Annotated in this window: 22 protein-coding genes; all 22 read left to right on the top strand. The window is 37.3% G+C overall.

Annotated features, from left to right (window positions below):
• Positions 1–25: 25 nt before the first annotated feature.
• The 22 genes from HZC45_04580 to HZC45_04685 all read left to right on the top strand — a co-directional run bounded on the left by HZC45_04580 (position 26) and on the right by HZC45_04685 (position 20,297).
• Positions 26–484 carry a GNAT family N-acetyltransferase gene (locus HZC45_04580; protein MBI5682425.1) on the top strand — a complete coding sequence of 153 codons (459 nt, stop codon included), beginning with the start codon at positions 26–28 and terminating at the stop codon, positions 482–484.
• Positions 485–570: 86 nt separating this feature from the next.
• Complete coding sequence (locus tag HZC45_04585) at positions 571–1,599, top strand: ATP-grasp domain-containing protein (protein MBI5682426.1); 1,029 nt, start codon at positions 571–573, stop codon at positions 1,597–1,599.
• Between the two features lie 101 nt (positions 1,600–1,700).
• Positions 1,701–2,513, top strand: coding sequence for a 3'(2'),5'-bisphosphate nucleotidase CysQ (locus HZC45_04590; GenBank protein ID MBI5682427.1), 813 nt, complete (start codon positions 1,701–1,703; stop codon positions 2,511–2,513).
• Complete coding sequence (locus HZC45_04595; GenBank protein ID MBI5682428.1) at positions 2,482–2,820, top strand: PIG-L family deacetylase; 339 nt, start codon at positions 2,482–2,484, stop codon at positions 2,818–2,820. Before HZC45_04590 ends, HZC45_04595 begins: the two co-directional genes overlap by 32 nt.
• Before the next feature lie 9 nt (positions 2,821–2,829).
• Positions 2,830–3,882, top strand: coding sequence for a pseudaminic acid synthase (pseI, locus tag HZC45_04600; GenBank protein ID MBI5682429.1), 1,053 nt, complete (start codon positions 2,830–2,832; stop codon positions 3,880–3,882).
• A gap of 24 nt (positions 3,883–3,906) precedes the next feature.
• Complete coding sequence (locus HZC45_04605; protein ID MBI5682430.1) at positions 3,907–4,734, top strand: hypothetical protein; 828 nt, start codon at positions 3,907–3,909, stop codon at positions 4,732–4,734.
• A 30-nt stretch (positions 4,735–4,764) separates the two neighbouring features.
• On the top strand, positions 4,765–5,730 hold the full coding sequence (locus tag HZC45_04610) for a hypothetical protein (protein MBI5682431.1): 966 nt from the start codon (positions 4,765–4,767) through the stop codon (positions 5,728–5,730).
• Between the two features lie 175 nt (positions 5,731–5,905).
• On the top strand, positions 5,906–6,850 hold the full coding sequence (locus HZC45_04615; GenBank protein MBI5682432.1) for a hypothetical protein: 945 nt from the start codon (positions 5,906–5,908) through the stop codon (positions 6,848–6,850).
• Positions 6,850–7,569 carry a class I SAM-dependent methyltransferase gene (locus tag HZC45_04620; GenBank protein ID MBI5682433.1) on the top strand — a complete coding sequence of 240 codons (720 nt, stop codon included), beginning with the start codon at positions 6,850–6,852 and terminating at the stop codon, positions 7,567–7,569. The genes HZC45_04615 and HZC45_04620 overlap by 1 nt, the downstream gene beginning before the upstream one ends.
• A gap of 7 nt (positions 7,570–7,576) precedes the next feature.
• Positions 7,577–8,602: a glycosyltransferase gene (locus tag HZC45_04625; protein ID MBI5682434.1), complete on the top strand. Its 1,026-nt coding sequence runs from the start codon at positions 7,577–7,579 to the stop codon at positions 8,600–8,602.
• 1 nt (position 8,603) lies between these two features.
• On the top strand, positions 8,604–9,728 hold the full coding sequence (locus HZC45_04630) for a glycosyltransferase (GenBank protein ID MBI5682435.1): 1,125 nt from the start codon (positions 8,604–8,606) through the stop codon (positions 9,726–9,728).
• A gap of 9 nt (positions 9,729–9,737) precedes the next feature.
• Entirely contained in the window at positions 9,738–10,589 is an 852-nt protein-coding gene (locus HZC45_04635; protein ID MBI5682436.1) for a class I SAM-dependent methyltransferase, read from the top strand.
• 33 nt (positions 10,590–10,622) lie between these two features.
• The gene (locus HZC45_04640; protein ID MBI5682437.1) at positions 10,623–11,627 is read left to right on the top strand and encodes a glycosyltransferase; all 1,005 of its coding nucleotides are present in this window, start codon (positions 10,623–10,625) and stop codon (positions 11,625–11,627) included.
• Between the two features lie 237 nt (positions 11,628–11,864).
• Positions 11,865–12,851 (top strand): GDP-mannose 4,6-dehydratase, encoded by a 987-nt coding sequence (gmd, locus tag HZC45_04645; GenBank protein MBI5682438.1) that lies wholly within the window; start codon positions 11,865–11,867, stop codon positions 12,849–12,851.
• Between the two features lie 99 nt (positions 12,852–12,950).
• A complete protein-coding gene (locus HZC45_04650; protein MBI5682439.1) occupies positions 12,951–14,123 on the top strand; it encodes a glycosyltransferase family 4 protein in 1,173 nt (390 codons plus the stop codon).
• Between the two features lie 96 nt (positions 14,124–14,219).
• Complete coding sequence (locus tag HZC45_04655) at positions 14,220–14,732, top strand: class I SAM-dependent methyltransferase (protein MBI5682440.1); 513 nt, start codon at positions 14,220–14,222, stop codon at positions 14,730–14,732.
• A gap of 7 nt (positions 14,733–14,739) precedes the next feature.
• Complete coding sequence (locus tag HZC45_04660) at positions 14,740–15,882, top strand: DegT/DnrJ/EryC1/StrS family aminotransferase (protein MBI5682441.1); 1,143 nt, start codon at positions 14,740–14,742, stop codon at positions 15,880–15,882.
• Between the two features lie 56 nt (positions 15,883–15,938).
• Positions 15,939–16,703, top strand: coding sequence for a hypothetical protein (locus HZC45_04665; protein ID MBI5682442.1), 765 nt, complete (start codon positions 15,939–15,941; stop codon positions 16,701–16,703).
• Positions 16,704–16,736: 33 nt separating this feature from the next.
• On the top strand, positions 16,737–17,435 hold the full coding sequence (locus HZC45_04670) for a hypothetical protein (protein ID MBI5682443.1): 699 nt from the start codon (positions 16,737–16,739) through the stop codon (positions 17,433–17,435).
• A gap of 58 nt (positions 17,436–17,493) precedes the next feature.
• Complete coding sequence (locus tag HZC45_04675; GenBank protein ID MBI5682444.1) at positions 17,494–18,039, top strand: PilZ domain-containing protein; 546 nt, start codon at positions 17,494–17,496, stop codon at positions 18,037–18,039.
• 18 nt (positions 18,040–18,057) lie between these two features.
• Complete coding sequence (locus HZC45_04680; protein ID MBI5682445.1) at positions 18,058–18,861, top strand: AAA family ATPase; 804 nt, start codon at positions 18,058–18,060, stop codon at positions 18,859–18,861.
• A gap of 5 nt (positions 18,862–18,866) precedes the next feature.
• Complete coding sequence (locus HZC45_04685; GenBank protein MBI5682446.1) at positions 18,867–20,297, top strand: HD domain-containing protein; 1,431 nt, start codon at positions 18,867–18,869, stop codon at positions 20,295–20,297.
• Positions 20,298–20,300: the final 3 nt, after the last annotated feature.

Raw genomic sequence — 20,300 nt, forward strand, 5'->3', positions numbered from 1 at the left:
CGTTTAAATTGGTGAGATACGTAAGATGATTGTAGAAAGCAAAGGGTGTGAAGCGATAGAAATCCGAGAAATACAAGATGACGATATAAATGATTTGTTCAACTGGAGAAATCATCCTGATGTTAGAAAAAACTTTTTTAATTCTGACCTAATATCATGGGATGAACATGAAAAGTGGTTTAAAGCGAAAATAAAAGATTCGTATACTTCAATTTATATCGCCTGTTCTGGAAAAGATAAAGTCGGCTCAATAAGATTTGAAGATAAAAGCGATGTGATAAAAGTGAGCATCATGCTTAATCCTGACTTTTTAGGCAAGGGGGTTGGATCTAGTGTTATCAGGATTGGAACGGAGAGGTTTATAAAAGAAAAGAATCCAGATAAGCCTATTCATGCTGAAATTAAAAGAGAAAATATAGCCTCTATAAAAGCATTTCAAAAAGCTGGGTTTAAGGAAAGCCATGTTACATATGTTTTTCCTTGATTACAGTTTTGCAATAGAGCCAAATGACCTTAACCCGAAAAATGCATTTGAATATTTATTGCTTTTTTAGGTTAAAGAAATGATTCGTGGGAAGATTTAAAATGAAATCAGACATTTCCAAAGACATTTGTACTGTTCTTATTACAGGCGCAGGCGGAGCAGCGACTCCAGCGATGATTGAATTATTACGTAAAAAAAAATACAGGGTAATTGGCGTAGATAGCGATCCTTTTGCAATTGGTCTTTATGTCGCTGACAAGGGCTATGTTATTCCCGGAGGAATGTCCCCTGATTTCCTGCCGGTTATAAGGAATATCTGCAGGAAGGAGTCAGTAAGAGCAATAGTCCCTTTAGTGGATGAAGAATTAATCTCATCTTTTGAGTTAGAGCAGGATGGGATAATCGTTCTCTTACCAAAACAAGAATTTGTGGCAATGTGTTTGGATAAATTTGTCCTTATGAAACGATTAAACGCTGTGGGTATATCTGTTCCAGAAACAAAACTCGTTACTGAAGGATGTACAGGTATTCGTTTTCCCGTAATAGTTAAGCCGCGCAGAGGGAGAGGGAGCCGGGGGATTGGGATTGTAGATTCTGAAGAGAGTTTAAACTCCTTTTTAAAAGCAAGTCCACATGCGCCCAATGAACTTCTTATACAGGAATATATAGAAGGAACTGAATATACTGTTTCTGTCGTTGTATGGAGGGATGGGGAAGTCCAATCTGTGGTACCAAAAGAGATTATTTTAAAAAAAGGCATTACAAGGATTGCTGTTACGCGCAGAAATCCCAAGATAGAATCTTTATGTATAAAAATACAAAAACAATTAAATGCCGATGGTCCATTCAATGTGCAGTTGAGAGTTGATGCATTAAGTGGCGAACCATTTATATTTGAAATTAATCCGCGCTTTTCAACAAGCATTTCATTGACTATAGCATCTGGTATTGATGAACTGGGAGGCTTGATGTCCCAAGCGCTCTATGGTAGAAACAGTGAAAAGTTCGGAAACTGGCAGCCGGGTATTGTCATGATTAGGAAGACTGTAGACGAGTTTATGAGCGAATCTGATTTCCATTTCCTCAAGACAAAGATAGTGGAAAGGGTGAAATGATACTTGTAACTGGGGCAGGGGGATTCCTTGGAAGTCATCTCATGGAGCATTTTAAATCCACGCGGCAGAACAATACATAACTCTCGGTGTTTTGATATAAAATGATTAACGAAATATCAGGAATTGTAAAAGAAGTTGGCAATCTGCTTTTAAAATGGCGTAATAATGGAATTATTGAAGGTCAATGGGATGGTTCACAGTTTAAAGCCAAAGTAGATCAAATGGCTCATTTTGCATTAACCGAGCGGTTAAAGAAGATATATCCGGATATTCCAATAATCAGCGAAGAGGATATATCTTCGCATTATAAAATCAGACCTGAAATTTATTGGATTATTGACCCAATTGATGGGACATCAAGTTTTGTTGAAGGTTATGAGGGTTTTGTTACCCAGATATCTTTAATAGTAAAAAACCTCCCTGTGCTTGCAGCTATTTATGCCCCTCTTTTAGAGCTGCTTTATACTGCAAAAAGAGGTCATGGAGCATTTCTTAACAATGAAAGGCTGGCAACTCTCAAGAATAAGGAACCTAAAATATTGATTGATAATTATCCTGAACCACGGGGAATCGCCCGTGAATTATATAACGACTTATGTTTTGCCCGATATATAGAGTGTGGGAGTATTTCATTGAAAATATGTAAAGTCGCTGATGGAACCGCAGATGTTTTTTTTAAAAATGTAACAGTGAAAGACTGGGATATTGCTGCACCTCACTTGATTCTGGAAGAGGCAGGGGGTGTCTTGAAAGATAATAAAGGCGAAGAAATCAGATACACTGGAGATTTTACGCATAAAGGAATCGTAGCTGCTTCATCTGATAAAACAATCTTGCATATTGTTTTGTGTTATAATAATTTGAAAAGAAAGGAATGTCACAGTGAAAATACTTATAGTTGCTGCTCATCCTGATGATGAAGTTTTAGGCTGCGGCGCAACTATAGCAAAGCATACAAAAACAGGTGATGAGGTGCATGTAGCTATTTTTGCAGAAGGAGTAACAAGCCGCGATGAAAAACGTAGCCGCGAGAAAAGAAATACAGATTTATCACAACACTTTGCCAACGAAGTTAAATGCCCTTCAGCGTATAAGTCTGAAATGGAGCCCTGTCCGCACGCCCGCTCTTTAAAGGCAGTAGAACATCTGGCTAGGTGGATGGGGGCTTCTGTTGGTATGGAAGAGGCTGAGGCATTTTCGTTAGGCAGAGTGCTGGGTTAGGGAGAAGCAATGAAAGAGATAATTATAGGCAATAGGACAATCGGTCTTAATCGGACACCTTTTGTGATTGCAGAGATGTCGGGCAACCATAATCAATCTCTGGAGAGGGCGCTGACAATTGTTGAGGCGGCAGCAAAATCAGGGGCACATGCTGTTAAGATTCAGACATACACGGCTGATACCATAACTATTGATATTGAAGAAGGTGAATTTTATATTGATGACTCTAATAGTTTATGGAAAGGGAAATCTCTATATAAACTTTATCAGCAGGCTTATACCCCATGGGATTGGCACGAACTTATTTTTAAGAGATGCAGTGAACTCGGATTGATATGTTTCAGTACTCCTTTTGACGAGACTGCAGTTGATTTTCTGGAAGGGATCAATGCACCTGTATATAAAATTGCCTCATTTGAAAATAATCATTTACCTTTAATTCGCAAGGCAGCATCAACAGGAAAGCCTTTAATTATATCAACAGGTATGGCAACGATTGCAGAACTTGATGAGGCAGTGAGAACTGCAAGAGACGCTGGTTGTAGGGATTTAATCTTGCTGAAATGCACGAGCGCCTATCCGTCTTCGCCTCAAGATTCCAATATCCTGACAATTCCTCACATGCGGGAACTTTTTCAATGCCAGGTCGGCTTATCAGACCATACCCTTGGAATAGGTGTTGCAATTGCAAGCGTTGCATTGGGAGCAACTGTCATTGAAAAACACTTTACATTATCACGTGCTGACGGCGGGGTTGATTCAGCATTTTCAATGGAACCTCATGAGATGAAACTTCTTGTAGAAGAAACTCACAAGGCATGGCAGTCGTTGGGTATAGTTAGTTATGCTCTTACTGAGAAAGAAAAGGCATCCATTAAGTTTAGACGTTCTATTTATGTAGTTGAAGATATGAAAAGCGGAGACGAGTTTGCTCCAAGTAATACAAGGGTTATCAGACCCGGCAACGGACTCCATCCAAGATACTATGATTTCCTTTTGGGTAAAAAAGCGAGAAGAAATATTAGGAGAGGATCTCCTTTAAATTGGGAAATGGTCCAATAAGATTGGAGGGTGAGCAAAAGTATTATGGCAGAAGTGAGTAGATTTCTATTAGACTGGATAATCCCAATGGGATTCAGAGAACTCATGCGATGGAGGGAGTTTAAACAGGGAATTAAGACTGCCTCCAAGGATTCAGATATCCTGTCACGAAATAAAAAGTTCCATAATTTATATGCGGGAAGGCGATGTTTTATAATTGGAACTGGACCATCAATTAGCAGGCAGGATTTGACGCTTATTAGCAATGAGATTACTATAGTTATGAACCACTTCCATGAACACCCAATTCTTGAAAAATGGCAGCCAACATTTTATTGTGCAGGTGATCCACTATCTAACTATACCCCGGAAGAAACAAAATATATAAGTAAAGTTGCTTCTAAAATTCATCCGCAGGCATATTTTCTTCATTTGTCTTTAAAGGATATGATTGTTAAGAATAAAATGTTTCCCATAGAAAATACATACTACTTAAAATTTTTGGGATCGCCCCATGAGTGGGCGAGACTTAAATATAATTGGAATTTGAACGGTGCGGTGATGGATATTTTAACCACAATGCATATGGCAATTATAGTTGCGCTATATTTAGGCTGTTCGCCGATTTATCTCATTGGTGCAGACCATGATTGGCTATCATCCAATACACACATGAAACATTTTTATACCAATATGGATGGGAATGATTTTAAAGGAAGTTATAAATATGCATTGGAATACACCCTTGAATTATGGCAGATTCATGAGGCGCTCAGGGATGCCGCCCTTGCACGAGGAGTGACTATTTATAATGCAACAGACGGCGGTTTTCTGGATGTTTACCCTCGTGTAGATTATAAAACTCTGTTTTAACAAAGACCCTGAAGTCACAAGGGGATATTTATGATTACCATTTTTACAACCACTAAACCATTTATAGGTCAGATGAAAATCAACCAGATTAATGCGATTACGAGTTGGAAGATGCTGCATCCTGATATTGAGGTTTTAATATTTGGGAAAGGTGAAGGTAGAGAAGGTATAGAAGATGTGGTTAAGGAATTTTCTTTATTGCATATCCCTGATGTTGAAACAAGTGAAAGAGATATGCCCCTTATCAGTTCAATGTTTGATATAGCGAAAAGGAGAGGTCATTATAATATTCAAATGTTTATTAATTGTGACATTATTCTTGTGGACGATTTTTTACCAGCATTAAGAAGGATAACAATGGATAGATTTCTCATGGTAGGTCAGCGATATAATTTGACACTTGACAGACCAGTCAATTTTAAATCTCCTTGCTGGATAGATGATTTAAGAAAAGAGTGTAAAGAAAAAGGAGAGATTATGGATGTATGTGGTATAGACTATTTTACATATCCAAAAGATATATGGAAAAATCTTCCGCCTATGGCTGTTGGGCGGCCTGTTTACGATAATTGGCTGCTATATAACTGCCGTCGGTTAGGTATTCCATTAATTGATGTCTCCAATCATGTGCTGGCAGTGCACCAGAATCATGATTACAGTTATTATCCTGGTGGCAAGCAGGGTATTTCTACTGGAGCGGAGGTGGAACAAAATCGCAGGTTAGCCGGTGGAAAGGATAACTATTTTACAATAAGAGATGCGGATTGGGTATTAACTGATGAAGGACTAAAAAGGAATTATTGCCGCGGCGATATCTTGAGGTATATGGATGTTTATGCGATTTTATATCCTGACAAATTTGGTTGGTTTAAAAAAATAACTTATCTGATGCGTATGCCGAGAGAGATAGCATCATACTTGTACGGGATAACATTTAAACCGCTGGTCAAAAGGATAAAGGATGGTAGAGAAAAGGCAGGTAGAGTTATACAATAACAGTCAAAAAAGATGGATAATTATGCTGACAGGGCAACCCATTAGGGTTGCATAATGCAAGGCTAAGGCATTGCCCTACATCTACTTATTTTCAACGTTCACTATAGATGTTTACCCTCGTGTAGATTATAAAACTCTGTTTTAACAAAGACCCTGAAGTTACAAGGGGATATTTATGATTACCATTTTTACAACCACTAAACCATTTATAGGTCAGATGAAAATCAACCAGATTAATGCGATTACGAGTTGGAAGATGCTGCATCCTGATATTGAGGTTATAATATTTGGGAAAGGCGAGGGTATAGAAGATGTGGTTAAGGAACTTTCTTTATTGCATATCCCTGATGTTGAAACAAGTGAAAGAGATATGCCCCTTATCAGTTCAATGTTTGATATAGCAAAGAAGGTTGGTAGATATAATATTCAGACACTTATTAATTGTGATATTATTTTATTAGATGATTTTCTGCCAGCGTTAAAAAATATACCTGTGGATAGATTTCTCATGGTAGGTCAGCGATATAATTTGACACTTGACAGACCAGTCAATTTTAAATCTCCTTGCTGGATAGATGATTTAAGAAAAGAGTGTAAAGAAAAAGGAGAGATTATGGATGTATGCGGAATAGATTATTTTGCATATCCAAAAGATATATGGAGAAATATCCCCCCCATGGTTGTTGGACGGCCAGGCTACGACAACTGGTTATTATATTATTGCCGTCAATCGTTTATCCCGTTAATTGATGCTTCCAAATGCGTGCTGGCAGTGCACCAGAATCATGATTACAGTTATTATCCCGGTGGCAAACAGGGTATTCGTTTGGGGGTAGAGGCAGAACAAAATCGCAGGTTAGCCGGTGGAAAAGACAATTTTCTTACAATTAGAGATGCCAATTTTATACTAACGACAAAAGGATTAGAGGCTAATTTCTGCCGTGGAGATATTGTAAGATACCTTGAAGTGCTTGCGATTCTGAGGCCTCAAAGTTTCGGATGGTTGAGGTATGTAGTATATAGTCTCCGCTTGCCGAGAGAGATTCTATCTTTTATTTATAGGATAACTCTTAAACCAATAATGTTAAATATTTCCAAGGATAAGAACAGGAAAACATAATGGGTGACAGAGAAGAATTATTTACAGGATATTTTGATTCAATTTTTGCCAGTTCTAATCTTTTAACTCCTTTGGGGTATGAAAATTACGCGAGAGAATTTGATTCGTACTACAGCAGGTTTTTACCAGAAAGAAAAGATAGTCTGATACTTGATATTGGCTGTGGTACAGGACAATTTCTGTATTATCTTAAGAAAAAGGGGTTTGAAAATTATCAAGGGATTGATGTTTCATACAGCCAGATAGAATTTTGTAAAAACAATGTTACTCCAAATGTTGAAGTAGCCAATACCTTTGAATTTCTGGAAGATAAGATAAATACCTATGACATGATATCTGCCAATGATGTTATTGAGCATATGCCTAAAGATACGATTATAAATTTTTTGGAGCTGATATATCAAGCATTGAAACCCGGTGGTATGCTGTTATTAAAGTTACCTAATATGAGCAATCCATTTGCCCTTAATGCAAGATACAGGGATTTTACCCATGAGTGCGGTTTTACAGAGAAAAGCATCTATCAGGTTCTGTATGTAGCAGGTTTTCGGAATATCAATATATATCCATCTTTAACACACGATAGGTCAATAAAGGGTCTTATAGGTAAGATATTGATTTCGATATTTCACCGGGTTTTAAGAAAACTTTTCTGGCATCAGGGATTTACAGCCCCTGAGATATTAAGCAGCTGTCTTGTTGTCATGGCAAAAAAATAAGAAAATTATGAAGATACTTTTAAGTACCTGTCGTAATCCCCATTTTGCCACTCTCTCAGAATATATAGAAATTGCATTAAAGGCAGCAGGCGGTGATATATTATTTTTTAATGACATGGATTTTGTTATCCCCGGCAGGATAAGAGATAGCATGTCCTATCTGCACAATTTAGATTTAAAGAGGATAAATAGGAAACTTATTTCAGCAATCAAGTCGTTCAAACCTGCTCTTTTTCTTGAGGTTGGAGGACATAGAATACTTCCTGAAACCATAGAATATATAAAAAAATGTAGGGTAAAAACAGCCTTACTGACCATTGACGCTCCAAGGGATTTTGACCCTGTCGCTAAAACAGCGCCATACTATGATTTTATATTTACAGGGGGTTCAGAGGCATATGAAATCTTAAAATATGCGGGGGTAAAAAATTTACACTGGCTTCCATTTGCATGCGACCCTGATTTCCATAAGCCGATCGTATTAACCGAGGAAGAAAACCAGATTTATAGTTGTGATATAGCGTTTGTCGGGTCTGTTCATCCTGAATTATATCCATACAGGGTAAAAATGCTTGAATCTTTAAGTAACTATGACCTTGCGATATGGGGACCAGGGACTGAAGACCTGCCGTCAGATTCACCTCTCAAACCTCTGATTAGAGGGGGCAAGACCCCTTATAATGTTTGGACAAAGATATACGGCGCTGCAAAGATTGTTCTTTGTATACATTTTAAAGACCTGTCTGGAAATATCCCATGCTATCAGGCAAGTCCACGGGTTTATGAGGTGATGGCATGTAAGGGATTTCTTATGGTTGATAATCAAAGAGATGTTCTTACTTTGTTTAGGGATAGAGAAGACCTTGTGGTATTTAAAGATATAGATGACCTTAAGCGTCTTGTTGAATATTATCTGCATCATCCGGAGGAAAGACAAAAGATTACAGAGACAGGATATAAGACTGTTTTATCAAAACATACCTACAAACACAGAATAAGAGAGATGTTATCAATAATCGCACAAGTTGAATAAGATGATACCTTTAAAGATTGCCCATATAGTTGAAGACATGAAGATAGGCGGACAGGAAAGGGGAATACAGTCACTACTTATATCTTTAGATAGAAAGAGGTTTGCCCTTTTATTATTATGCTTAAGCAGCGGCGGAGTTATTGCTGACGATTTATCAAAGAGTGGAGTAGAAACAGAAATTCTCGGCATTAAAAATTTTAACAATCCTGTAAATATATGGAAAGTTGCAAGATGGTTAAGAACTAACAAGGTGAATATTGTCCATACACATGCACATCCGGCTGGTTATCTGGGCAGGATGGCAGCGATTTTATCTGGTGGTATCGGCATTATTCATCATGTGCATACCGTTCCCATAGATTTGAAGATAAGACATCATCTGAAAGAGAGGTTTTTAGGATTTTTTAGCGATAAGATCTTGTGTTGTTCGCAGGCAGTAAAAGATTTTCTAATCCTAAAAGAGAAGATACCAGATAGTAAGATAGAAGTTGTATATAACGGAACAAAAGACCCTCTGCCTGAATATATTTCCCTAAATAAAATGGAATTGGCAAATAAACTTAATATAGATTTGAATTCCAATGTTATTGGGTGTATAGCATCATTGACATCTCATAAGGGGCATAGATATCTATTAGAAGCCTTTAATGTTGTTAAGAAGCATATACCAAAGACAAAACTTCTTTTATTGGGAGATGGTCCGTTACGAGCAACCCTTCAAGAACAGGCTGATAGTCTTGGGATTGCGCAGAATATCGTTTTTGCGGGATACCAAAAAGATGTTTTTCCATTTATTTCTCTGATGGATGTCGTTGTTTTGTCGTCTTTTGAGAGGGAAGGGATGGGACTCTCGCTGGTTGAGGCAATGGCAATGGGAAAGCCTGTGGCAGCAAGCAAACTGCAGGGTATTATTGAAGTTGTTAAAGAGAATCATTCAGGGATTCTTGTGCCGCCGGGTGATAGTAATGCCATTGCACAGGCGATTATAAAAGTCTTACAAGATGATAAATTAAGAAAGGAAATGGGTAGAGCAGGCAGAGAGATTTTTTTATCAAGATTTACTCTTGATTTGATGGTCAGGAAAATTGAAGATATATACGAGGAAATAAATAGGACAGGTCGTTAATGACAGTATATGAATAAATGTATTTTATGTGATAATTGTGAGTCAGAAGTCATAGAAACTTCCGGGATATATAAAACCCTCCAATGTAAAGATTGTGGGCTTGTTTATGTAAACCCTATACCGCCGAAGGAATTATTGGAAAAGGCATATTCTGAAGATTATTACACATCATGGATAGTTGAACAGAGGGAAAAGCGTATAAAGATGTGGGGGAGAAGGCTTAAAACCCTTAATGACCTTTCACATAAGAAAGGCCGTCTTCTGGATGTGGGTTGCGCAGAAGGACTTTTTCTTGAATTGTCACGAAAAGATGGTTGGGATGTAAATGGGACGGAGATATCATCCTTTGCAGTAAAATATGGCAAAGATAAAATCAGTCTGAATATACTTCAGGGAGAGTTGATTGATATTGGATTTCCGGATAAAAGTTTTGATGCAGTAACCATGTGGCATGTGCTGGAACATGCCCCTAATCCTATTGTTGTCTTAAATGAAGTAAGACGCATATTAAAGGATGATGGTATTTTTATCATGGCTATCCCAAATCTCAATAATATCCTTTCACAGTGGGCTTACAGATTAGTTAAAGGCAAGAGGATGCACTTATTTAATCCTGAAGACCGTGAATTGCATCTATACCACTTTACGCCGGATACAATAAGATTAGCAATTGGAAAAGCAGGGTTTAGGGTAATGGAAATCATACCTGATATGGGAATTATTCCGTGGCATATAAAAGGTTTAAACTACATTGCCAGTATCATTAGTTTTATAAGCGGTAAAATATTAACTGATGCTATAGAGGTTCATGCTGTGACTGATGGTAGTAACGTTGCTGTTTTGAAGGATAGAGTGCCATAAGGATTATTACAAAAAAGCAGAAAGGGTAAATACATGAAAATAGTTTATGTCAGGAGTTATTTTTCGAGTTTTCTGACGCTTTATGATTATCTTGAAGATGCATTCAGGAGGGCAGGGCATGAGTTTTATCCTTTTGATTACAGGTCATTCTTAATCCCTGCAAGGATAAGGCAGCACAGTGGATTTTTAAATAACATTGCTATTTCAAAGTTGAATAGGGAATTTGTCAGGCTGGTAGATAATGTTAAGCCTGACCTTCTGTTTTTGATGCATGGTTTTACCATACAGCCGTCTATAATTGTGGAACTTAAGAAGAAGCACCATCTTATTACAGTCAACTGGTTATGCGATTATCCAAAAGACTATGAACTGGCATGCAAGTATGCCTCAAACTTTGATTATTTCTTTGTATCAGGCACCGATGCTATGAAGAGATTAAGGTTGGCAGGTCATAAAAATGTCCATCCGCTGCTATTTGCCTGTGAACCTCTTTATCATAAACCTGTAGAGTTAACTCATGAGGATAAAAGGAGATATTCATCAGATATATGTTTTATTGGCTCAATGTATCCTGGCAGACTTAGAATGCTTGAAAAGGTGTCAGATTTTGATATTGCTATATGGGGTCCTGGATGGGACAAGATACCCATTGGCTCGGCATTAACTGCACTGATAAGGGGCGGCAGCCTTGATGTTGGGGAATGGGTAAAGGTTTACTCTGCAACAAAGATAGTTTTGAACAACATAAGTTCATTTGCATCTTATGTGGATAATATGATGAATACACGGCTCTTTGAGATACTTGCCTGTCAGGCATTTCAACTGGTTGATACAAGAGATGATGTCTTGATGCATTTTACATCAGGCTCTGAACTTGTATGTTACAGCAGTATTGAGGAATTAAGACATCTTTTTAATTATTATCTGTCTCATAGGGATGAGGCAAAAGAGATAGCAATGAATGGCTACAACAAGGCAATAAAATTTCATACCTACGACCACAGGGTTAAAGAGATTATGGATGTTATTAAAGGCTGATAGGGGATTTCGCTGCTTGCTGTGGAAGAGATGACGATTGAAATAGGGATTTTAGTTTATGTATGATTCTAAAAATATTTTAGGCATCTCTGCATATTATCATGACTCTGCTGCTGCAATTGTCATTCATACTGACCATAGATGGAGTTGGTGAATGGGCAACAGCGTCCATATCACACGGCAGAGGCAGAGAGACAGTATATTTATAAGCATTACAATTTAAAGGAGATATAAATTATGGGAAAAGCGCTTATTACCGGCATCACCGGTCAGGATGGAAGTTATTTGGCTGAGTTTCTATTAGAGAAGGGCTACGAAGTTCACGGAATCGTACGTAGAGTTGCGATTGAAGATCCGGAACATAGGCTCTGGAGAATCAGGCATATCCTCGACAAAATCACTCTTCATGCCGCTTCTATGGAAAGCTATGCAAGCATATTCAATGTAGTAGATAAGGTAAAACCGGATGAATGCTACCATTTAGCAGCACAGAGTTTTGTAAGTTATTCTTTCGAGGATGAATTTTCTACGATCAACACAAATATTAACGGAACACATTTTGTTTTATCGGCAATTAAAGAAAAGGCTCCGGAATGTAAATTCTATTTTGCGGGAAGTTCTGAGATGTTCGGTCTTGTCAAGGAAACACCCCAAAATGAAAATATTCCCTTTCACCCAAGATCACCTTATGGGATCTCCAAGGTGGCTGGGTTTGATCTGACCAGAAACTACCGAGAAGCCTACAACCTTTTTGCGTGTTCCGGTATCCTTTTTAATCACGAATCACCGAGAAGAGGGTATGAATTTGTCACCCGAAAGATAACCAATGCTGTTGCTAAGATTAAATTGGGTTTGGATAAAGAGTTAAGGTTGGGAAACTTAGAAGCCGAAAGGGACTGGGGTTTTGCGGGTGACTATGTTCAAGCAATGTGGTTGATGCTCCAGCAAGATGAACCTGATGACTATGTAATTGCTACTGGAGAAACTCATACGGTTAAAGAATTTGTAGAAAAAGCATTTGATTATATTGGATTAGATTGGAAGGACTATGTAAAGGTTGATGAAAAATTTTATCGTCCTTCAGAAATTCACATACTTAAAGGAGATTATTCAAAAGCAAAAAATACTTTTGGCTGGGAACCAAAGGTAAAATTTGATGAGTTAGTAAAAATGATGGTTGAAGTTGATATAGATAAGTTGAGAAAAAAAGGGAAAGGAGTGTAGATTATTGCTAACTTTGCTAACTTTTCAACTGGAAACATTAAAAAAAATAATATAGAATAAAAAGGTGTGTTAATATATTTTATTCAGGAGGGGATAGAATTGAGTTTTATAACAGGCAGAAGACAAGAGTTATCTTTACTTATAACTAACGATTATCCACCAATTGTAAGCGGCATAGGGACTGTTTTTTATAACCTTTTCAAACTGCAGGACAAAAAAGAATATTTTATCCTTTGTCCATGGGAAAAAGGGAGCGAAGACTTTGACAAAAAAGATGATATGCCCGTAATAAGGGTTAAGGTGCCGACCGGGGAGTCAAAGGTTTCAAAGGTACTAAAAACGGTGATAAACCTGCTGGTTATTTTTAAGTATGTCTTTAAGTTAAAGGTAGGACGGATTCACTGTGGGCAGATAATCTCCAACGGTATTGCAGGATTATTATGCAAGAAACTTCTAAATATCCCATATGTGGTATGGGTTTATGGTTCAGAGACCATCCGTTTTGGAGACTCAAAGTTACTTGCATCAATCATGAGAAGAGTTCTTTCTTCGGCAGAGATTGTGGTGGCAATCAGCGACTTTACTAAGGAAGAATATCTGCAGTTCGGCGTTGACCGTGAAAAACTAATGATAATAACGCCAGGTGTGGATACCTCCCTTTTTACCACGAAAGACAAATCTGATAGATTATTGCAAAAATATAATCTTTATAACAAAAAGGTATTGCTTACTGTTGCAAGATTGGATGAGAGGAAAGGACACGATATGGTAATAAGGGCGATGTCTTCTCTGAAAGGGCAATTCCCTGATATTGTGTATCTCATAGTTGGCAGAGGCAGGGAGGAACAAAGAATCAGAAATCTTGTCAGGGAAGAGGGGCTTGAAGATTTGGTTGTTTTTGCAGGGTATGTCAGCGATGAGGAACTTCCTGATTATTATAATTTATGCGATATATTTATTTTGCCAAATAGAGAGACAAAGTTAACTGCACTCAAGGGGGACTATGAGGGTTTTGGGATAGTCTTTCTAGAGGCGAACGCATGCGGGAAGCCTGTGATAGGGGGTAGGTCAGGTGGTGTTAGGGATGCTGTTGAGGAAGGGGTTACAGGTGTTTTGGTAGACCCAGATTCCATTGATGAGATTGTGTCTGCGATAAAGAACTTTTTGATAAATAAGGAAGAGATGTACCGTATGGGAATAGCCGGCAGGCAAAGGGTGGAAAAACAATTTGACTGGAACATACTGGCAAGAAGTTTAGAGAGGATATTATAGATTGCTATGCAAACGAGCGGTAGAAACAAAATTTTCAGGATAAAAGGTATAAGAGGCTATCTGCCGCTTAAAGTCGTCAGGGTGGCAGCAAGTCTTATGAAGGATTATACTGGAAGAATTGTTGATGTTGCATGTGGGAAGGGGGTGCTTATAGGGGAAGTTGCACATTACGGAAATAAAACAGTTCTGGGTATTGATATGGCAGAGGACCAAATTGCTGTCGCAAAGGCAACAGGTATGCCTTTGGTGAGAGGAAACATTTTTAGAATGCCTTTTAAAGATATGGTGTTTGATGTATCGGTTTGTCTGAACACACTTTATAACTTCAATTCATTATCAGACCTTAAGCCGATATTAAAAGAAATGGTTAGGATTGTTAGATTGGGCGGTAAAATTATAATTGACATCAGAAATAGAAAGAATCTATTGCTTTATATAAAATACTGGTTACACATGAAGCAGGGAAAACACCCTACTGTTTCATACCTTCCTGACGAGATGGAATATGAGATGAGAGAGTTGGGATGCAGGCTTGTACAATATGAGGTTGTAGGAATAAATAATCCATACCTAATATTGGATTATGTTTTGGTTTTTGAAAAGGAATGACAAATAGATGATACCATCTGCAGGCACTCCATTAAAGTTGATAGATATAATAAAGGCATCTGTTTGTTCATGCGATTTTGAAGCCAATATTAGAAAAATGCTTTCTGTCAAATATGCTTTTACTGTTAATTCAGGGACAACAGCACTCTATGTGATATTAAGTGTTTTGAAGAGGTTGTCAAATAAAAATGAAATTATCCTTCCTGCATATACAGCCCCATCTTTAATACTTCCTATAAAAAAGGCAGGACTAAAATACAAACTTGCTGATGTCTCACTTGAAACCTTTAATATGGATGTTAACGAGGCTTTAAATATGGCAGATGATAATACACTTGCTATCCTTTGCATTCATATGTTTGGAATACCGTTAGATATGTCTGGAATGCGAGATATGGAAGGTGTATGTGTTATAGAAGATGCTGCTTCTTCATTTGGGACAAGAAAAGAAAACAAATTTACCAGCACCTTTGGAGATATTGGTTTTATAAGTTTTAATAGAGGTAAAAATCTTTCTATAATTTCAGGGGGGCTTATTGTAACTGATAGTGATAGATTTGCAGATATTATTTCTGATGAAATAAAAAAATTGCCGAGTCTTGATTTTTATGCTAAAGTTGGCATATATCTTAAAGCAGTGGGTTTATCTTATGCAGTAAGACCATGGTTTTATACGATTATGAATGGAGCAGTCTCTAACTTTAAATATACATCTCTCCATGAAGAGTTCCACAGTTTTCACTATACTGATTTTCAGAGGTCGCTTGGATGTGCCTTAATTAAAAAATCTGGCAGAATCTTTTCTGATAGAGAACGGAAGGGCAGGTTACTCTATGGTGCATTAAAAGATATAAATGGTATAAGACTCCCTCTTATCCCAGATGGATGGAATGTTGTATTTAATCAGTTTCCATTTCTTGTGGAAGATGAAGGAAAACGGTTGAAATTGGTAAATGCAGTTATCAATTCAGGACTTGAGGCTACAATCCTATATGATAAGCCAATACATAAGATATACAATTCTGAAAACCAGAATTATCCAAATGCAGAGTATATGGCAAGCAGGCTTGTCTTGATACCTGTGCATCATTATGTGACAGAAAGGAAACTTTATAAAGTTGTTGAGTCAATTAAGGATGCCTTGAAATAGTAGAAGGTTATCTGAAGGTCTATGATATTTAACGGAAGGTAAAATAGATACACAATATGAAGATATTCATTATAGAAAAATCTAAATCAAGGGTCTTCTTATTTCTCATACTCTTATCTGTCTTTTTACCTAGTAATGAGACCGTGTTTGCATATCAGAATGTCCCTGCTGCAGTTAACCTTGAAAGTGAAGTTGGCGGCAGCGCACTTTCACCTGAAGAGGTTGTTCAAAGGGTCAGGAACGCAGGACTGAAGGTCGCAATATTTGCAGATAAAGATACAAATAAGGTTGAATACGGGTTGTTCCCTTTAAGAAATTTGATAAAAAAGGCAGAGGAAAGAGAGTCTATTACCCGCTATGGTGCGCAGCAGTATATAAATCGTATAGAAAATATTGCCAGCCAAAATCCTGACATGGTTATACTGCATGGAGCGGAGACAGTGCCATTTTATTATTGGGAGGGTTCTGTATTCTCTGGACTTACGATAAAAAATTTTCATAAAAATATCCTTGTCTTTGGGTTAGAAAAGGCTGAAGACTATGAGAACCTGCCTTCTGTCTCTCATAAAAAATCATTTGAATTTTCAATAAACTGCCTTATTAGTTTATGGCCAATAATTGTTATTGTGCTTGGTTTTCTGGCATTCTCCTATAAAAAAAGGTGTAGTTACTCTTACTTAGTTACCTCTTCTGGAGCAGGAGGTGAAATAAAGTTCTATAAACCGCCTAAACTTAAGTGGCTTGGTGTTCTTTTAATGGTGGGAGGCATTGTATTTTTAGTAAATAATTATCCATTTTGCAACCATAAGTTTGACCAATAACATGGAGATAAAGGTGCTCTGCCCTATCAGAAATTGATTGATTATGTAAATGCAAAAGGGGGGCTTGCATTCTGGTCATCGCCTGATGTGGATTCTGCAACTTATAAATATGGCCCTGTAACATTTGATACCAGACCATACTATGATGACCTTTTGAATACTGCAGGATATACTGGTTTTGCCGTGTTTGCAGAAGGGATGAAGCATACAGGTATACCCGGAGGGATATGGGATAAGGTGTTACTAGAATATGTGAATGGTAAAAGAGAAAAACCTGTTTGGGCAATAGGGGAACTTGATTATGAAGAAGGGGACTGGATGGGTGAAACCCAGACTATAATGCTTGTTAATCAGATGACAAAAACTGATATTCTGGATGCCTTACGAAAAGGTCGGATGTATGCAGTTATAGGCCCTTCAGAAAAACCAAAGCCTGTGCTTGAAATGTTTAATATATGGGACAGCGCCAATAATAAGTGGGTGGAAATGGGTGAAAGTGCTAGAGCAGATAAAGTTACCAAATTAAGAATAAGGCTCACAATACCAGCGGGACAGGATGAACTGCTTAAAATCATTAGAGAGGGTGAGGTAGTAAAGGAGTTTAATTTGAAGACTGGGGTATTTGATGAAACCATAGAGATTGCTAACCATAAATCAAGTGGTATGACATACTATAGAATTGACTTAAGTTCTCGCCTTATCTCAAATCCTATCTTTATTATCTTGACATAAAATACTAATTTGTAGTAATTAACTTATAAATTTTAACATTGAAAATCTTGGAGTAACTATGGAAGTAGTGCATTTAAAAGACAGGCGGATACATACCAGAATCAGTAATGATGAAATTATAGTTTACTACAAAGTAGATGATGCGCAGCAAAAAGATAATGGAGATGTAAGCAGGTTTTTGAAGGAGAAGGTATTTGGCGCAAAGATGTCAGAGATTTCCAAGATTTTAAGCGATAAAGGGGAGACATCTTATATTGAGATAATGGAATCTAAAATAGATAGACTGATTCGTCTGCTCACTGTGTTTGCCAACCCATCAATGGGGAAAGGGGATTTGACTGCTATTAACATTAGTGCATCGGGTGTTAGATTCCGTGCAAGACATCCTTTTTCTCAAGGGGATGAAATTGAGGCCCTTTTGGTAATTTTACCGCTATTTTATTTAATTGAATGCAGATGCAAGGTAGTATGGTCTATGAAGTACAGTAATGATTATGGGGACTACTATGAAGTTGCAACTAAATATTGCAATATAAATGAGAGCGATGAGAAGAATATTTTAAATTATGTGAAGGTTTGTATTGAAAATAGTGTTTCACAATAAATAAAAAAGGGGGAGACTATGTACGAGGCATATTGGGGACTCAGGAATCTTCCGTTTCAGATACTTCCTGATACAGGCTTATATTATCCAACAAAGATGCATGATGATGCTGTAAAGAGGGTTTTATATGCCATAAAGACTTTGAAGGGCTCGTTTCTTCTTACAGGCGATATAGGTGCTGGGAAGACAACTGTTGTAAACATGGTTATGGAAAAATTGTTTAAGGATAAAGATAAATATGAAGTGGCACTCATTAATCACCCTACAATAGATTGCCTAAGTTTTATGAAAGAGGTATTGCTGCAATTTGGCATCAAAGGTGATATGTCAGAGAAGGCGGATATGATACATGCATTTCACGAATGGCTTGTTTCTACATATACCAGAGGCAGACATGCGGTACTGATTATAGATGAAGCCCATTTAATAAAGGATATGGATATATTGGAAGAACTCAGACTTTTTTCTGATTTTAGTATCAACAACCGTCCGCTTTTGACATTGATGCTAGTTGGACAATCAGAGATTAGAAAGACAATTCAGTATAATGGACCACTTGAGTCAAGGATTGCCATTAAATATCATCTAATGCCATTGAATATGGAAGACAAGGAATATATAAGACATAGGTTGGAGGCGGTTGGAGGAGAGCTCGGGATATTTACAACTGATGCGGTTGTGGACATATATAAATTTTCCGGTGGACTGCCAAGGGAGATAAATAAGATATGCGATATGAGTCTTTTTGAGGCATGTTCCGTGCAGAAAAAATCTGTAGATACAGAGATTGTTAAGAAGGTAGGCAGTGAAGATTTTATATAATCTTTATGAGAGTGACTGATATAATAAAGAAATTATCTACTGCATATGCTTTAGAAAAAATACCGCCACATACAGCAAATGATATACAGACTCCTGACGAAGATGTTGTGTCTAAAAAAACAGAAGAGAGCCAGATTCCTTCCAATAACGAAGTCGTCTCTATTGTAAGTGATGTAAACAAAGATACAAAATCCATTAAGGAAGATAATGCCATCCGTGATGATATTGTATTTGACGACATTACTTCTGAAGAATCTAATGATATACTGATTCCTTCCGATAACAAAACCAATCTAATTTTTGACAAAGATTCAAAACTGCTTAAAGAGGATAATGCCAGCCATGACGATATCGATATTGTATTTGATGACATTATATATAAGGAACTAAAGGATGTTCAGATTCCTTCCAATAAAACAGATAACATCAGTTTTTCCAATGCATATTTAGTGAGAGAAGAAAACTCTCAAAAAAAAAATGGTTATGAGACCCTAAATGCTGTAAAGACATCTTTTTTGACTACAGAGTTTCCTTTTAAACTGGCGGATATTAGTATAATGTATGAGGGGGAGAATTATTTTATAATGTGGAGAGAACTAAATAATTTCATGATTCAACTTACAGAGGGCAAGAAACCTGACCCATCCGTGGTAATCAAAACTGCCAATGTAATTGTAAATCTGCTTGTTGATGATAATAATGAACTTATTAGAGCATTGTTTGTAGAAAAGAAGTCAGAGGATATTACATCACAACTAATAAATGTAGCCATAATTACAGCAAAGATTGGGACAAGATTGGGATATAGAGATTCTCAATTAAAAGACCTTGTAACATGTGCCTTACTGCATGATGTTGGAATGCTCAAGGTGCCTGAAAAGGTTAGAAGGAAAAGAGATAAATTAACTGAAGAAGAGTTTGAGGAAATCAAGAAACATCCTCAATATTCATACGATATGTTGAATGAACTGACTGGACTGCCTTCTATTGTTGCAGAGGTTGTATATCAGGAACAGGAGAGGGAAGATGGCTCAGGGTATCCTCTGGGGTTAAGAGGGGACAGCATTCATGAATATGCCAAAATAATAGGATTGTCAGCAATATACGCTTCAATGATACAGCCGAGGCCTCAAAGGGGAAGAAAATTTCCATTTGATGTTATAAAAGAGATTATAGGAAAGTGCAAAGGACAATTTCCTGAATGCATAATAAAGGCGATTATTGATGAACTTTCTGTGTTTCCTATTGGTATCTATGTGACCCTTAATACAGGTGAGGTTGGAAGGGTTATAAAGACAAATAAACTTGCGCCCATGAGGCCTGTAATAGAAGTGGTCAGAGATTTTCACGGTAAAAAACTTAAGGAACCAAAGCGGTATGACCTTACAAAGGAACGTGTATTACAGGTAAAAGATACGCTTTATGAAGTCATATAAATT

The organism is Deltaproteobacteria bacterium (genome assembly GCA_016223005.1).
Lineage (GTDB): Bacteria > Desulfobacterota > GWC2-55-46 > UBA9637 > GWC2-42-11 > JACRPW01.

Excerpts from the sequence above, each read along its gene's own strand:
- HZC45_04685 (MBI5682446.1), top strand. The coding sequence starts at position 18,867 with ATGAGAGTGACTGATATAATAAAGAAATTATCTACTGCATATGCTTTA.
- HZC45_04580 (MBI5682425.1), top strand. The coding sequence starts at position 26 with ATGATTGTAGAAAGCAAAGGGTGTGAAGCGATAGAAATCCGAGAAATA.
- HZC45_04610 (MBI5682431.1), top strand. The coding sequence starts at position 4,765 with ATGATTACCATTTTTACAACCACTAAACCATTTATAGGTCAGATGAAA.
- HZC45_04635 (MBI5682436.1), top strand. The coding sequence starts at position 9,738 with ATGAATAAATGTATTTTATGTGATAATTGTGAGTCAGAAGTCATAGAA.
- HZC45_04660 (MBI5682441.1), top strand. The coding sequence starts at position 14,740 with ATGATACCATCTGCAGGCACTCCATTAAAGTTGATAGATATAATAAAG.
- pseI (MBI5682429.1), top strand. The coding sequence starts at position 2,830 with ATGAAAGAGATAATTATAGGCAATAGGACAATCGGTCTTAATCGGACA.
- HZC45_04655 (MBI5682440.1), top strand. The coding sequence starts at position 14,220 with ATGAAGGATTATACTGGAAGAATTGTTGATGTTGCATGTGGGAAGGGG.
- HZC45_04665 (MBI5682442.1), top strand. The coding sequence starts at position 15,939 with ATGAAGATATTCATTATAGAAAAATCTAAATCAAGGGTCTTCTTATTT.
- HZC45_04620 (MBI5682433.1), top strand. The coding sequence starts at position 6,850 with ATGGGTGACAGAGAAGAATTATTTACAGGATATTTTGATTCAATTTTT.
- HZC45_04625 (MBI5682434.1), top strand. The coding sequence starts at position 7,577 with ATGAAGATACTTTTAAGTACCTGTCGTAATCCCCATTTTGCCACTCTC.
- HZC45_04675 (MBI5682444.1), top strand. The coding sequence starts at position 17,494 with ATGGAAGTAGTGCATTTAAAAGACAGGCGGATACATACCAGAATCAGT.
- gmd (MBI5682438.1), top strand. The coding sequence starts at position 11,865 with ATGGGAAAAGCGCTTATTACCGGCATCACCGGTCAGGATGGAAGTTAT.
- HZC45_04630 (MBI5682435.1), top strand. The coding sequence starts at position 8,604 with ATGATACCTTTAAAGATTGCCCATATAGTTGAAGACATGAAGATAGGC.
- HZC45_04605 (MBI5682430.1), top strand. The coding sequence starts at position 3,907 with ATGGCAGAAGTGAGTAGATTTCTATTAGACTGGATAATCCCAATGGGA.
- HZC45_04640 (MBI5682437.1), top strand. The coding sequence starts at position 10,623 with ATGAAAATAGTTTATGTCAGGAGTTATTTTTCGAGTTTTCTGACGCTT.
- HZC45_04615 (MBI5682432.1), top strand. The coding sequence starts at position 5,906 with ATGATTACCATTTTTACAACCACTAAACCATTTATAGGTCAGATGAAA.
- HZC45_04680 (MBI5682445.1), top strand. The coding sequence starts at position 18,058 with ATGTACGAGGCATATTGGGGACTCAGGAATCTTCCGTTTCAGATACTT.
- HZC45_04590 (MBI5682427.1), top strand. The coding sequence starts at position 1,701 with ATGATTAACGAAATATCAGGAATTGTAAAAGAAGTTGGCAATCTGCTT.